A 13,486-nucleotide genomic window follows, 5' to 3' on the forward strand; every position below is an offset into this window, starting at 1 on the left:
TGGCATTTTTTTAAACCAAAACTTAGGTTAACTAATCACTTATAATGACGATTCAACTTCATCAAACAGATCAGTAATTTCCTTTTTCGGTTCAGCTGTCATAAGGCTTCCTACCACAATCGCAATACTTGCTAAAATAAAGCCAGGGACGATTTCATAGATCACGCTACTCAAACTCTCACCATTAATAGTAATAGGCGCATAAATCCACACAAGCACCGTTAGTGCACCTACAACCATACCACTGATAGCCCCTTTTAAGTTCATACGCTTCCAGTAAAGGCTAAACAATACCAGTGGACCGAATGCAGCACCAAAACCAGCCCATGCATTACTTACTAAATCTAGTATTGAACTATTGCGGTCATACGCTAAGTAGATTGCAAATAACGCAACCAGTATCACGCTAATACGCCCTACTAATACCAGCTCAGTTTGCGAAGCATTACGATTTAAGTAAATCTTATAAAAGTCCTCAGTTAAAGAACTTGAACACACCAATAATTGCGATGAGATAGTACTCATAATCGCAGCTAAAATAGCCGCTAGTAGGAAACCGGCAATTAACGGATGGAAAATTAATTCAGCCAATACTAAGAAAATTGTTTCTTTATCGGCAATCGGCATTTGGTTTTCAATCATGAATGCTGCGCCAAATAGCCCGGTAAATACCGCACCAATAGCGGATAGCGTCATCCAAGACATACCAATACGACGCATGGTTGGCATTTCTTTTACTGAGCGAATAGACATAAAGCGAACAATAATATGCGGCTGACCAAAGTAACCTAAGCCCCACGCCATTGCAGAAATAATAGCAATAGTAGAACCGCCCGCAAACCAGTCAAGCATACTTAAAGAATGAATTTCGCTTGCTTTAGGCGAGCTTAGTAACTGCTGATAGTTTGCATTTGCTAAGGTATCCATAAAGGGTTGGTCAAGCATCATGTAAGTGGCAATTGGCACTGCCAACAACGAAATAAACATGATACAGCCTTGCACAAAATCTGTAAGGCTAACCGCTAAAAAACCACCAAACAAAGTATATACCACTACTACACCCGTGGTGATGTATAAGCCCATTTCGTAACTCATTTGAAATGAGTTTTCAAATAACTTACCACCGGCGACAACTCCCGATGAAGTATATAAGGTAAAGAAAACAATAATTACTATTGCAGAGATAACACGTAGGATATTTTTGTTGTCATCAAAACGGTTTGCAAAGAAATCAGGGATAGTAATGGAGTCATTGGCTTTTTCAGTATAAACGCGCAGTCTTGGTGCTACTAAAAAGTAGTTTGCCCATGCACCTAATACTAAACCAATTGCAATCCAAACCTTACTCAATCCAAATAAATACATTGCGCCAGGTAAACCCATTAATAACCAACCACTCATATCTGATGCACCAGCCGATAGGGCAGCTACACTGGGGGCTAAATTACGACCACCTAGCATATACCCTGAAATATCACTGGTAGATTGCTTATATGCGTATAGTCCTATTCCTAGCATTACAATAAAGTATAATGCCAGTGAAATAATCATTCCTGTTTCCAAATTCGCCTCCACTTAAAAAAGTAATAACAGGCTTGTAATCCAAATAATGACTCTTGAAATCTTATAATTAAGACAGTATTGGAATAAAAGCTTTCTACTCAACTATAACACGGTAATCGCTAATAACTCCAACCCGCTAATTTAAGTAGATAAAAAACCATCCATTCGCTTGTTTTTAAAACGAATAGAGTAAAAACAATAAGTTTAGATTAATTAAAATTACCTAAGCCATGATATTTTATTAATAAAATTCATTTTACCGATGCTATTTTGAATGTTTTCCAATATATTATTACAATGTTAATTAATTTCTACCGTTACGGAATCTTATATGTATTTTTACGCTGCTCGCCAACCTATTTTAGATCGCAATAAGGAGCTAATTGGCTACGAGCTTTTATTTCGTGATGGGGTAGATAACGTATTTCCAAATATTGACGGCGACGAAGCGACGTCTCGCCTAATTGAAGGCAGTCAGTTTAATTTTGGCCTTGAAGATTTAACCGATAATAAACCCGCTTATATTAACTTTACCCTAGACACCTTATTAAAAGGCTACCCTACGCTATTAAATAAAGACGGGGTAGTTATTGAAATATTAGAAACCGTTCAGCCAGGAAAACGCCTGCTCGCAATAGTTAAAGATCTCAAAGAAAAAGGGTATACACTCGCTCTAGATGACTACGCGCACCAACCTGTTTGGCGCCACTTTTATCCATTTATTGATATCATTAAAATTGATTTTTTAAAGTGCGATATAGAAATCGTTAAAGCGCTCATCGAGGACTTAAAACCTTACCCTCATATTAAATTACTTGCAGAAAAAGTTGAAACCTACGAGCTTTACAACCAAGCTTTTGAACTGGGCTTTGAGTACTTTCAAGGCTTTTTCTTTTCAAAACCTGAGATGGTGCAAAGTAAAGCCTTACCGCCATCAGGCATGGCACTGGCTGAACTGCTCTATGAAACATCCAGTGTAGAAATGGATCTTAAAAAAATCACCGATGTATTTGAGCGTGATGTTAACTTATCATATAAACTTCTGCGCTATTCAAACTCAGCAGCATTTACCCGCCGCTCTGAAATAAGCACTATAAAACAAGCACTAATTGTATTAGGCGCTGCTGAAATAAAAAAGCTGCTCTCTTTATTGTTTGCAGCACAAGTCTCTGCCGATAAGCCATTAGAGCTTATTAGACTGTCGTTAACGCGGGCGCGTTTTTGTGAGTTGTTAGCTATTTCACATGGCAAACTGAAAGACACAGGCATGGCGTTCTTAACTGGCATGATGTCGCTTATGGATGCGATATTAGATGAAGAAATGGACAGCGTAATGCTTAAACTACCTCTATCTAATGAGATAAAAACAGCGCTATTAAAAAATGAAGGGCTACTTGCCGAATACTTAAGTTTAGTGACTCTGTATGAGCAAGGTGATTGGCAAGCTGCGAATGACAAAGCTCAGCAACTAAACTTAGGTGATGAAGTGCCTGATGCATACCACGAAGCTCTCAATTGGGTTAGTGAGCAAATGCAGGTGATGATTGATAGCTAAATGGGTTATTACTAATAAACAACAAAAACGCCAGCATTTGCTGGCGTTTTTATTTTTTATTAAAGGCTTTCTAAGAAATCCTCATCAAAATCTTCAGGCTCTTCTTTTATTGGCGGGTTACCGTCAAATAACTCGTATAATTGACGCTGAAAATAAATGTCTTTAATAAATAAGTAGGGATCTAACGAATCATTTAATAATCCTTCCTGAGCCATTAAAGACGCACGCGCTTCAACCGCTTTTAGTGCAAACACTAAAATGGTTTGTGGCGTGGTCAGTGCTATTTCAGGCAATACAAGGTTATCAACAACATCACCGGTTAAGTTACGTGCGGTAGATGGCCCCATTGCTGGGATCATCAAGTAAGCACCATCACCCACTCCCCACACACCTAGCGTTTGGCCAAAGTCTTCATCGTTTACCTCAAGTCCAAGTGAACTGGCTACATCAAAAATACCAAATACACCCACGGTTGAATTCACTAAAAAACGCGCAAAATTAATTCCGGCACTGCTTGGTTTTCCTTGCAGGCCGGCATTTATAATATCAACGGGTGCGGTAATATTATCGGTAAAATGCACAATACTACGACGAACTGGCTGCGGTGTGACGGTTATGTAACCCACAGCAGCTGGCCTTAATATGTAGGTATCGAGTACATCCATATTAAAGTCATAAATGGGTCTGTTTACGTTTTGTAAGGGATCGCGCTCATCATATTTACTCTCGGGCACTTGAGCACATCCCGACAAGGTGAGTAAACATAATAAAAGTAAGCCTTGTTTTAACATCTCAAATCCTTAAGGTATTAATGTATCAATATTAAGCTGCACTTGGCGCACATCTTTACGGTTTAGTACTTCAGAATGGCCTTCCAGCTCACCGGTACTTGGCATCACTGAATCATCATTAGAAATACGCGCAGAAATAACAATTTCATTAGCACTAGATAAGTTTAGCCCCGCCATCATAGCGTTCTCATCGCTCAGCCCAACCGTGATTGGAAAGCTATAGTCAGTCAGCTTAACAACGGCTAAAGGCATTGGTGAACCTTCAGAAGCTTTAGCAAACACAAACAAAATACCGTTACTGGGCTGTTTCTCTTCGAGTTGCTCGTCAATCTTAACCGTAACCTGAATACCCTGTACAACTTGCTGGTCGCGACTGTTTAGCTCACTTTGCTTAGCTATTTGGCCATCAATTTCACTAATGCGCTTTGAAATCATAGCATAACGCGTATCTGACTCGTCCATACTTGCAAGAAGTACTTCAAACGCCGCTTTTGCCTGCATCCAATCCTTTCTCTCAAAAGCAATCAGCGCAAGTAACGAAATCGCATCGAGGTTATTTGGCTGTGCTTGCAGTACTTTAGAAAGCATACCCGCTGCGCGAGTCATATTCTCATCACTGCCCTCAAGTAATAATACCTGCGAGTAGCTCACCAAGGCTTGCATATTATCAGGGTTCATTGACAATGCTTTATCAAATGACTGTTTTGCCATGTCAAACTCATTAAGCATTATAGCCACACGCCCTAACAGCATCCAAGCCACTTCATCGTCACCGCTTTGGCTTAACTTAGTACGCAGTGCCAATGCAAACGCTTGCAGTTCATTTTTAGTTAACGGCTCACCTTTTTGCATTACAGCGCGTTGGCCATAATCGGCCAAGTTGTCCATTGCATCATGCCAAGCCGCTATTTGTTGCTGGCTGCCTGTCATTGCATAAAATATACCCGCTAACGCAATTAAAAACGCCGCCCCTGTTAAAGCAAATATACGATTATCACCACGACTATTGAGTGACTTTTCTGGTGATAATTCATTTAGCAAACGGCGTTTTAGCTCAACAATTGCCTCGCTGTGGTTTTGCGAGTCTATGCGTTGGTTGTCTAAATCAGCCTGCAGTTCAACTAAACGCTGCTCATAAATGCTGATAAGCTCAGCATTAGCGTTATGAGTAATGGTTACTACGCGCTCTTTTTTTAAAAAAGGCACAATAATAAACAGCAATGCAATGAGTGTGAGTAAAGCAAAAGACGCCCACATTAAAATCATTTAACTTTGCTCCTGACGTTTATTTTGTTTAATCAACTTATTGAGCATCACTTCATCAGTGTCACTCCACGTTTGTTTTACCGACGCTTTACGCTGGCGAATAACAATAAAGCCAAAGCCTATTATTACAATGAGTACTGGCAACACCCACAGAATTAACGTAGCCGGCGTTACTGGTGGATCGTAATGAACAAAGTAGCCATAGCGGTCAATCATATAATCAATGACTTCGTCTTTGCTTTTACCATCTTTTACTAACGCCAATACGCGATCGCGTAAGTCTTTTGCAACTACGGCGTCTGAATCAGCAATATTTTGATTTTGACATTTGGGACAACGTAATTCTTTAGTTAGCTCTTCAAAACGAACCGCTTGCTCGTTGCTATCAAATTGATAACGGTCTTGTTGAGCAAACGCAGCTAAACTAACAAATAAGCTAAGGGTTAATAAAAACAATCTCATGGCTGCAGCTCCTGCATAAGAGGCGCAAATTTAGCGCGCCAAACTCGAGGGTTTATATCACCGGTGTGGTGTAACAAAATAGTACCATTTTTATCAACTAAAAATGTTTCTGGTGCTCCAGACACCCCCAAATCTAACGCCAAAGAGCGCTCTAAATCTAAAATATTAAACTGATAAGGGTTACCTGCGCGCGCAAGCATATTACTCACATCGTCACGCAGAGCTTGCATATCAAACGGGCCATCAAAGTCGGCATCGTAGCTTTGCACATAATACAAACCGATAATTTTAATGCCTTGTTCGCGAAGCTTAGTTAAATAATCAAGCTCAGCCAGACACGTTGGGCACCATGTGCCCCACACGTTTAATAAATACACGTCACCTTTTAACTGCTCATCAGTCCAACGTTTATTATCTTGCATTAAATCAGGCAAGTTAAATGTCGGTACGGTTTGACCAATACGTCCTGTTTGTATTTCCCGAGGGTTAGCAAACAACCCTTGATATAAAAACACACAAATAAAGATGAAAATTAATAAAGGGACTATTGCCATCAATTTACGATTCATAATGCCCCCTCTAATTCATCTTTACGGGGTGTAGCGCGATAACGCTTATCAAATAAAATCACAAACCCAGCGAGTGAGATCAGAATGCCACCAATCCACATCCAACGCACAAACGGCTTGTGGTAAATACGTAATGACCATGCTCCTTCACTTAATTGCTCGCCAAGGGCGAGATATAAATCGCGAGTAAACCCAGCATCTATTGCAGCTTCAGTCATAAACTGCATACCAATGTCGTATCGGCGCTTTTCTGCATAAAGACGCGCAATTGTTGTGTCTTCTTTTAGTACTGTTACCACACCCGCATGACCGCTATAGTTTGCACCACGAATTGTCTTCACGCCTTCAAAACGGTATTGATACTGATTAAGCTGTACGCTATCACCTGGCTTCATGGCTACATCGCGCTCAACTGAATACGCAGAGGTAAGCGTAATACCGGCAATAACAAAGGCTAAACCAACATGACCAAGCACCATAGCCCAATAACTTAAACCTAAGCGTTTGATGCCAAGTTTAATTGTTCCATGAACTGCGGCCTTGGTGTAAAGGTCGATAAAGGTGGCTATAAATATCCATACACCCAATGTAGTCGCTAACAGAGTGAGTGGCGTAACCACTTCATAACTGCTAAACAGCCAAGCACAGGTAATAACAACACTGGCTAGTGCGCCAACAAATATTTTGTTTTGTAAAAATGCCCATTTATTTTGCTTCCAGCGCAAAAATGGCCCTATGCCCATTAAAATCGCAAATGGCACCAGTAGAATTGCAAACATTTTATTAAAGAAAGGTTCGCCAATAGAAATGCTGCCTAAGCCCATTTCTTTGTGCACCATAGGTAATAAAGTACCTAATAGTACAATTAAGGTGGCAACCACTAAGAAAATGTTATTTAGCCAAAGTGCTACTTCACGAGAGACAAACTTATAACGTCCCTCACTTTTAACTTGTGAAACACGCAAGCCGTAAAGCGCTAAGCCGCCGCCAACAACAATGGCTAAGAAAGCAAGAATAAATAGTCCACGATCTGGATCGGTTGCAAAGGCGTGCACCGAAACAATAATCCCTGAACGAACAATAAAAGTGCCCAGTAAACTTAATGAAAAAGCAGCAATTGCTAATAATACGGTCCATGATTTAAATACACCGCGCTTTTCAGTCACAGTTAAAGAGTGTAATAAAGCCGTTGCCACTAACCATGGCATCAGTGATGCGTTCTCAACTGGATCCCAGAACCACCAGCCACCCCAGCCAAGTTCTGCATAAGCCCACCAACTGCCTATAGTAATACCTAAGGTTAAGAAGCCCCATGCTGTCATCGTCCATGGGCGTGACCACTTAGCCCAAGTATTATCGAGCTTACCGGTTAATAGCGCAGCAATAGCAAAGGAGAAAGCCACAGAAAGCCCCACATATCCCATATAAAGTAATGGTGGATGAATGATCATGCCTGGGTCTTGTAATAATGGGTTTAAATCTCGCCCTTCAACTGGGAAATAGGGCAGTAAACGCTCAAACGGACTTGAAAGCAGTAAGGTGTACATCATAAAGCCAACACCTAAAAAGCCAAGCACACCTAATACGCGAGCACGAAGCACCCAAGGAAGTGACTTAGAACGCATGGCGACCACGGCTGTCCACCCTGCTTGCATTAATAACCACAGTAAAATAGCGCCTTCATGACCGCCCCATGTAGAGGTGATTTTATAATACCAAGGTAAAGTGCTACTTGAATGATAAGCAACGTAAGACACGGTAAAATCATCGGTGAGGCTGGCGTAAATAAGAACAGCGAACGACAAAGCAACAAATGCAAATTGACCAATCGCTAATGATGGCGCTGCGCGCATCAAACGAAGGTTACCTGTGTGTGCTCCCCAAAGTGGAAAAATACACAACAGCACACTGAGCACCATGGCCAATGTTAAAGAAAAATAACCAATTTCGGGGATCATATCAGCTCCCACTATCTAAGTTATATTTTGGCTTTTCGTGCTTAATGCCTTTTACTGCCTCAGCAACTTCTGCCGGCATATATTCTTCATCATGCTTAGCCAACACTTCAAATGCTTCAATCACGTTAGGCTCTACTAACACACCTTGCGCAACAATCCCTTGTCCTTCACGAAACAAATCAGGCAAAATACCTTGATAACGTACCGTTACCAATGGGCCTGTATCAATCAGCTTAAAACTTACTTTTAAGCTTTGTTCATTTCTGATCACAGACCCTGGTACTACCATACCGCCAATTCTCAGCTTTTGACCTACAAACGGCTTTTCTTTATCGGGACCTTTACCATCAATTAATTCGCTGGGGGTGTAAAACAAATTAATATTTTCTTGTAAGGCGTACAACACTAAACCAATTGATCCACCAATACCAAAGAGTACGGCGATAATAACCAAAAGGCGTTTTTTACGTCTAGGGTTCACGAGGTTTGCTCCTGCTTAGAATTTTTAATTCGAGTTTCACGTGCAATTTGCTGCTCAACGGACGCTAAAATTCGTTTTTTGTCGCGTAACGAGCTAAATAAAATACCTAATAAAATCAATGCACATGTACCAAAAGAAAGCCATACATAAAAACCATAGCCTCCCATTGCAATAAAATCTGAAAACGAGTCAAACTGCATAATTACCCCTTAGTTAACAACTGTCGCACCCATGGGCGGTGCTTTTCACGGTGTAAAATTTCATTTTTAAGACGAATTAAAGTCACAGTACCGACAAACGCGGCAAAGGCTAAAATGTTAATCATTAACGGCCAAAACATACTTGGATCAACCGCATCGCGGTTAAATTTAGTGATGCTTGCTCCTTGATGCAGAGTATTCCACCATTCTACAGAAAAGTGAATTATAGGTAGGTTGATCACCCCTACTATGGCTAAAATTGACGCGGCGCGACCTGCTGACTTTTTATCTTCAAAGGCATGGTACAAAGACAACACCCCTAAGTATAAAAATAATAAAATAAGTTCAGAAGTCAGTCGTGCATCCCATACCCACCAAGCACCCCACATTGGTTTACCCCATGCGGCACCGGTAATTAAGGCTATTGCAGTCATACACGCGCCAACAGGCGCGATTGCAATTACCGCAAGTTCTGCATTACGTAATTGCCATACCAACGCAACAATGGCTGCAATCGCCATTGATGAATATGCGCCCATAGATAAAATAGCGGAGGGCACGTGAATAAAAATAATACGATAACTGTCTTTTTGTTGGTAATCGGCAGGGGCAAAACCTAACCCCCAAATCCAACCAACAATCATACTAACGACCGTTACTACTGCAAAATATGGCAGTAGAGTATTGCATAATTGATATGCTCGCTCTGCTTTCGCATACGGATGTAACCACTTCCACATATTAACTTACACTCACTTTTAATGCTGATGATATGGCAATTGGTGCACTGATAATCGCAACGACTAACATAGCACCAAGGATTGCAAGCTGACCACTGTAATCCAGCGACATAGTGCTGGTATCAATAGCGGAAGTTGCAAAAATTAAAACTGGAATATACAAAGGCAACACTAATAAGCTCATTAAAATGCCGCCTTTTTGTAATCCCACAGTCAAACCCGCCCCTATTGCGCCAATAAAGCTTAATAAAGGGGTTCCTAGTAATAGCGTTAATAACGTGGCCATTAAGGCCGTTGTTTCTAAATTTAGTAATAAAGCAAATAAAGGAGTCATAAAGACCAACGGTAAGCCGGTGATCACCCAATGAGCCGCAACTTTACCTAGCACGGTTAATGATAAAGGGTAAGAGGAAGCAATGAGTTGTTCTAATGAGCCATCGTTATAGTCATCTCTAAATAACTTATCGAGCCCAAGCATGGTTGATAATAAAGCCGCAACCCAAATAATGCCCGGTGCCATTCTTGATAACAACCCAGGTTCTGGCCCTATTGCTAATGGGAATAACGAGATAACAATTAAAAAAAACAAGATAGGATTAACTATTTCAGCGCGCTGACGAAAAGCGAGCTTAACGTCTTTGCTAAATACCGCGACAAATAACTGCCAATATGAGTGCTGTCTTGTCATTAGTGGCGGTACTCCAAAGTCAAGGTCTGTAGGTCACTAAAGTGGGTGGTTAGGTCTTGGTGTGTTGTTAACAAAATAGCGCCCCCTTTGATAAGTGCTCAGTAAAACGTTGCTGTAAAAAAGCAACGCCACTTTTGTCGAGCGCTGTAAAAGGTTCATCTAAAATCCATAACTTAGCTTCAGATAACCATAATCTAACCAAAGCTACTCGTCTTTGTTGACCCGCCGATAATGTTCTTACGGGCACATCTTCCAGCCCTACCAAACCTAACTTACTCAACAAAGGATATAAATCAGGTGTATTAACATAACCATTAATTGCCAACCAATGTGCTACATTTTCAAGTGCACTAAGTTGTACGTTAACTCCGGTTTTGTGGCCTATAAATAATAAATCTCTGGCGTATTCGTCATAATATTTTTTGATAGATTGATTAAGGTATAAAATATCACCTTCATCAGGCAGCGAAAAACCGGCAATGATGCGCAATAATGATGTTTTGCCAGCCCCATTAGGACCAGCTAACTGCATGATTTGACCGCTTTTAAGGCTAAAATTAAGTTCATCAAACAAACAACGCTCTTGCTTGATACAAGTAACGGACTTAATGTGTAACAAGATGACGATTCTCTCTGCCAAAAATTAGCGGTAAGTCTACCATAATGGTAGGGTAATACGAATATTGCTTTAGAACCGATTTACTTAAAATAAAGAAAACTTGATATAAAATAATGAACACACCAACGCACATTACAGTGACTAACCCACAGGTTAGTAATCAAACGAACAATTCAGGTCAATCTGCGTTACCAATACTGCCGCCTGAAGTACTAGCGGCAAAAAACATTCAGTTTTCTAAAGATTCAGTTACGCTTGATGTATTTATGAATAAGCATTGGCAAACAATTCGGCTCACTGTTAATGATGCACCGACAAATGTTGAAAAAATAGCAAGCGCTAATATACAGCTAAGTGCAGATGGTAAAAGCTTAACCATTATTCCTAACAACAGCACCTTATCAATTAAACAACCAGAACAGTTACAGCGGTTTTTAAACTTTATAAACACTCAAAGTGATATTCAAAACAACCCGCTATCGATACAAGTTACTTTAAAGCAAACGCCAAAACTGGTGATTGAAAAATTTAATGCCAGCATCGCCATTAATAAACAAGTAGCGCAATTATTAGCGCAAGAGCCCTCATTAAAAGGTATAATTGAGACTGATAGCAAAGGTACACGACTAAATATTATTAATCGTTTTGCTGACCTTGTGCATTCTCAACCTTTAAGCCAAGCAAAACTAACACAATTAGTTGCTAACAATTTAGGTCATGCTCAGCTTCATGCTACGCCCAAATTTGCGGTGTTAAATCCAAATACCGTAGCAGGCTCGTTAAATATTAACTTAAGTCATCAACAGTTATCTGAGCTTCCCATAACCCCGACTAAGGTAACGATTACCAGCCAAGCAGATAAACTATTAATTAAAACCGCTTATCAAAATATAACCGTGAAACTTAAAAACTCATTTAGTAAACCATTTAATAAGATGCTTTCACAGCAACCGCAAATTGCTATCGATTCGCAAAAAATTAAACTTCACCCACTTAGTGCCGTTAATAGCCCTATTCAATCATGGCTAAAAAGCAGCTTTGCTGATTTTAAAACGCGTATTTTAGATGCGGTAAAACATTTTGAAAGCAAGCCATTTACCACTGTATTAAACGCATCTCAAAAACCAAACATTGATGTTAATGAACAGCAACAATGGCTCGCGCCAACGCAAAAAATAGACATTACGCAATTAAAAAGCCCTTTAGGAACTGCCCCCCTTTAGTGCAACTAACCCAGCAGCTAAAAACCAGTATCTCTCTATGGCAACAGCGAGCGTTACCAACACCCGTAGACTTACACCCTGTTATTACCCAATCAGCACAAACAGCTAATAGCACCTTAACAGCCGTTAATCATTTACAACCGCTGGAAAAGCTATTATTGGCAACCGTGTTAAAACAAAGTGTAACCGCTCCAATTGAGCAAAAAGAAATTAGCAAACATGTTTTAAGCAGCCAACTAAACACTATCGTTGCTAAGGCGGCGGATCAGGGTACTGACTTAAACCGCTTAGTTAATCAGGCTTTTAACCGTATATTGTCAGAGAATAATTTACATCCGACCACCATACAACGTGAAATACTCAGCACCATAAAGCCGACACAACTAGCCAGTGAGACTTTGCAGAGTTCCTTTAATCGTGGTGTAGAACAGCTTTCATTAAGCATTTTAGCTGCACCGATTATTAACCATAACCCAACAGCGGTTAGCATCAATAATCAAACCGGTTTAGAAGCCCTGCTTCAAGTTTTATTACCCACCTTTAAAGTCGGTAATAGTACCAATAAGCTATTAGAGCAATTACAGCAACCACAAGTACAAGCATTAGCTGGCGAGTTAACACAAATCAAAAGCACCTTGAGCCAAGTGCAAGCTCCCGTTTTGAGCCAACAACCTGACACTAACTCCTTGGTGCAATTTTTATTACCCATGAAACTGCCCCCTGAAGCGGCGCAAACAGAAATATCTCTAGGGCAATATAAAAAGCCAAACAACGGCAAATTAGCGGATAAAAACGTGTGGTTTGTAAGGTTAAATTTTGATTATGCAGAACTAGGTAAACTACAAATAACCGCAGAGCTAATGGATAAAGCATTAGATTGTCAGTTATTAGCGTCCACTCAAGCTGTAAGCGCGTTGGCTCATCCACACCTTGATAATTTACGCTCAAAATTGGCAAAACAAGGCTTGCAAGTGGGCGACCTGAATTTAAAACGAGCAGATGACAGCCATCAAGCATTTTACCAATCCCATGCCATTATAAATATTAAGGTTTAGTCATGACGGATTCATTTAAAAGCAATTCAGCAATTGGGCTACTCTACGAGGCAGGTAACTCACCCACCGTTAGTGCTAAAGGATTTGGCGAGCTGGCAGATGAAATTATTGCCCAAGCTAAAGATAAAGGTATTTTAATCCATCAAGATGAAGCACTTGCAAATACGTTGTCGAAATTAGAGCTCGGCGAAGAGATCCCTAAAGAGCTTTACTTTGTTATTGCTGAGCTTATTGCTTTTTCATATGTAGTAAGAGGGAAATTTCCACCCGGATGGCAAGACTTTCAAGGAAAGCTCAATATAAAAGCGTAACCCTT

General features: G+C 40.3%; 13 protein-coding genes and 2 pseudogenes. 4 read left to right on the forward strand and 11 right to left on the reverse strand.

All coding sequences use genetic code 11. The features are described from left to right. Positions 1–39 precede the first annotated feature (39 nt). Positions 40–1,551 carry a sodium/proline symporter PutP gene (gene putP, locus AC0L7Q_RS11325; RefSeq protein ID WP_138605326.1) on the reverse strand — a complete coding sequence of 504 codons (1,512 nt, stop codon included), beginning with the start codon at positions 1,549–1,551 and terminating at the stop codon, positions 40–42. 343 nt (positions 1,552–1,894) lie between these two features. Between putP and AC0L7Q_RS11330 the strand changes: the two genes are divergently transcribed. Next, a complete protein-coding gene (locus tag AC0L7Q_RS11330; RefSeq protein WP_138605325.1) occupies positions 1,895–3,118 on the forward strand; it encodes an EAL and HDOD domain-containing protein in 1,224 nt (407 codons plus the stop codon). Positions 3,119–3,177: 59 nt separating this feature from the next. Here AC0L7Q_RS11330 and AC0L7Q_RS11335 read toward each other — a convergent pair whose 3' ends face one another. The 10 genes and pseudogenes from AC0L7Q_RS11335 to ccmA all read right to left on the reverse strand — a co-directional run bounded on the left by AC0L7Q_RS11335 (position 3,178) and on the right by ccmA (position 10,892). Beyond that, positions 3,178–3,909: an MlaA family lipoprotein gene (locus tag AC0L7Q_RS11335; protein ID WP_413402779.1), complete on the reverse strand. Its 732-nt coding sequence runs from the start codon at positions 3,907–3,909 to the stop codon at positions 3,178–3,180. Between the two features lie 9 nt (positions 3,910–3,918). After that, a complete protein-coding gene (gene ccmI / locus AC0L7Q_RS11340; protein WP_413402781.1) occupies positions 3,919–5,175 on the reverse strand; it encodes a c-type cytochrome biogenesis protein CcmI in 1,257 nt (418 codons plus the stop codon). Then, positions 5,176–5,637, reverse strand: coding sequence for a cytochrome c-type biogenesis protein (locus AC0L7Q_RS11345; RefSeq protein ID WP_413402783.1), 462 nt, complete (start codon positions 5,635–5,637; stop codon positions 5,176–5,178). Continuing rightward, entirely contained in the window at positions 5,634–6,206 is a 573-nt protein-coding gene (locus tag AC0L7Q_RS11350) for a DsbE family thiol:disulfide interchange protein (RefSeq protein WP_413402785.1), read from the reverse strand. Before AC0L7Q_RS11350 ends, AC0L7Q_RS11345 begins: the two co-directional genes overlap by 4 nt. Then, on the reverse strand, positions 6,203–8,164 hold the full coding sequence (locus AC0L7Q_RS11355) for a heme lyase CcmF/NrfE family subunit (protein WP_413402787.1): 1,962 nt from the start codon (positions 8,162–8,164) through the stop codon (positions 6,203–6,205). Before AC0L7Q_RS11355 ends, AC0L7Q_RS11350 begins: the two co-directional genes overlap by 4 nt. Before the next feature lies 1 nt (position 8,165). Continuing rightward, complete coding sequence (gene ccmE / locus AC0L7Q_RS11360; protein ID WP_138605319.1) at positions 8,166–8,645, reverse strand: cytochrome c maturation protein CcmE; 480 nt, start codon at positions 8,643–8,645, stop codon at positions 8,166–8,168. Then, complete coding sequence (ccmD, locus tag AC0L7Q_RS11365) at positions 8,642–8,845, reverse strand: heme exporter protein CcmD (protein ID WP_413402789.1); 204 nt, start codon at positions 8,843–8,845, stop codon at positions 8,642–8,644. Before ccmD ends, ccmE begins: the two co-directional genes overlap by 4 nt. 2 nt (positions 8,846–8,847) lie before the next feature. Further along, positions 8,848–9,585, reverse strand: coding sequence for a heme ABC transporter permease (locus AC0L7Q_RS11370; RefSeq protein ID WP_138605318.1), 738 nt, complete (start codon positions 9,583–9,585; stop codon positions 8,848–8,850). 1 nt (position 9,586) lies between these two features. Continuing rightward, positions 9,587–10,273: a heme exporter protein CcmB gene (ccmB, locus tag AC0L7Q_RS11375; RefSeq protein ID WP_138605317.1), complete on the reverse strand. Its 687-nt coding sequence runs from the start codon at positions 10,271–10,273 to the stop codon at positions 9,587–9,589. Beyond that, positions 10,273–10,892, reverse strand: a pseudogene (gene ccmA, locus AC0L7Q_RS11380) (cytochrome c biogenesis heme-transporting ATPase CcmA). Before ccmA ends, ccmB begins: the two are co-directional and overlap by 1 nt. Before the next feature lie 113 nt (positions 10,893–11,005). Between ccmA and AC0L7Q_RS11385 the strand changes: the two are divergent. The 3 genes and pseudogenes from AC0L7Q_RS11385 to AC0L7Q_RS11395 all read left to right on the forward strand — a co-directional run bounded on the left by AC0L7Q_RS11385 (position 11,006) and on the right by AC0L7Q_RS11395 (position 13,481). Then, positions 11,006–12,115, forward strand: a complete 1,110-nt coding sequence (locus AC0L7Q_RS11385) for a hypothetical protein (protein WP_418157304.1) — start codon at positions 11,006–11,008, stop codon at positions 12,113–12,115. Positions 12,116–12,243: 128 nt separating this feature from the next. Further along, positions 12,244–13,170, forward strand: a pseudogene (gene fliK, locus AC0L7Q_RS11390) (flagellar hook-length control protein FliK); the annotation flags it as partial. A gap of 2 nt (positions 13,171–13,172) precedes the next feature. Further along, on the forward strand, positions 13,173–13,481 hold the full coding sequence (locus AC0L7Q_RS11395) for an EscU/YscU/HrcU family type III secretion system export apparatus switch protein (protein ID WP_413402794.1): 309 nt from the start codon (positions 13,173–13,175) through the stop codon (positions 13,479–13,481). The last annotated feature ends 5 nt before the right edge of the window (positions 13,482–13,486 follow it).

The organism is Pseudoalteromonas sp. KJ63-1 (assembly GCF_055808145.1).

Coding starts and splice junctions, on each gene's coding strand:
- AC0L7Q_RS11335 (WP_413402779.1), bottom strand. CDS start 3,909: ATGTTAAAACAAGGCTTACTTTTATTATGTTTACTCACCTTGTCGGGA.
- ccmD (WP_413402789.1), bottom strand. CDS start 8,845: ATGCAGTTTGACTCGTTTTCAGATTTTATTGCAATGGGAGGCTATGGT.
- AC0L7Q_RS11350 (WP_413402785.1), bottom strand. CDS start 6,206: ATGAATCGTAAATTGATGGCAATAGTCCCTTTATTAATTTTCATCTTT.
- AC0L7Q_RS11345 (WP_413402783.1), bottom strand. CDS start 5,637: ATGAGATTGTTTTTATTAACCCTTAGCTTATTTGTTAGTTTAGCTGCG.
- putP (WP_138605326.1), bottom strand. CDS start 1,551: ATGATTATTTCACTGGCATTATACTTTATTGTAATGCTAGGAATAGGA.
- AC0L7Q_RS11385 (WP_418157304.1), top strand. CDS start 11,006: ATGAACACACCAACGCACATTACAGTGACTAACCCACAGGTTAGTAAT.
- AC0L7Q_RS11370 (WP_138605318.1), bottom strand. CDS start 9,585: ATGTGGAAGTGGTTACATCCGTATGCGAAAGCAGAGCGAGCATATCAA.
- AC0L7Q_RS11355 (WP_413402787.1), bottom strand. CDS start 8,164: ATGATCCCCGAAATTGGTTATTTTTCTTTAACATTGGCCATGGTGCTC.
- AC0L7Q_RS11395 (WP_413402794.1), top strand. CDS start 13,173: ATGACGGATTCATTTAAAAGCAATTCAGCAATTGGGCTACTCTACGAG.
- ccmI (WP_413402781.1), bottom strand. CDS start 5,175: ATGATTTTAATGTGGGCGTCTTTTGCTTTACTCACACTCATTGCATTG.
- AC0L7Q_RS11330 (WP_138605325.1), top strand. CDS start 1,895: ATGTATTTTTACGCTGCTCGCCAACCTATTTTAGATCGCAATAAGGAG.
- ccmB (WP_138605317.1), bottom strand. CDS start 10,273: ATGACAAGACAGCACTCATATTGGCAGTTATTTGTCGCGGTATTTAGC.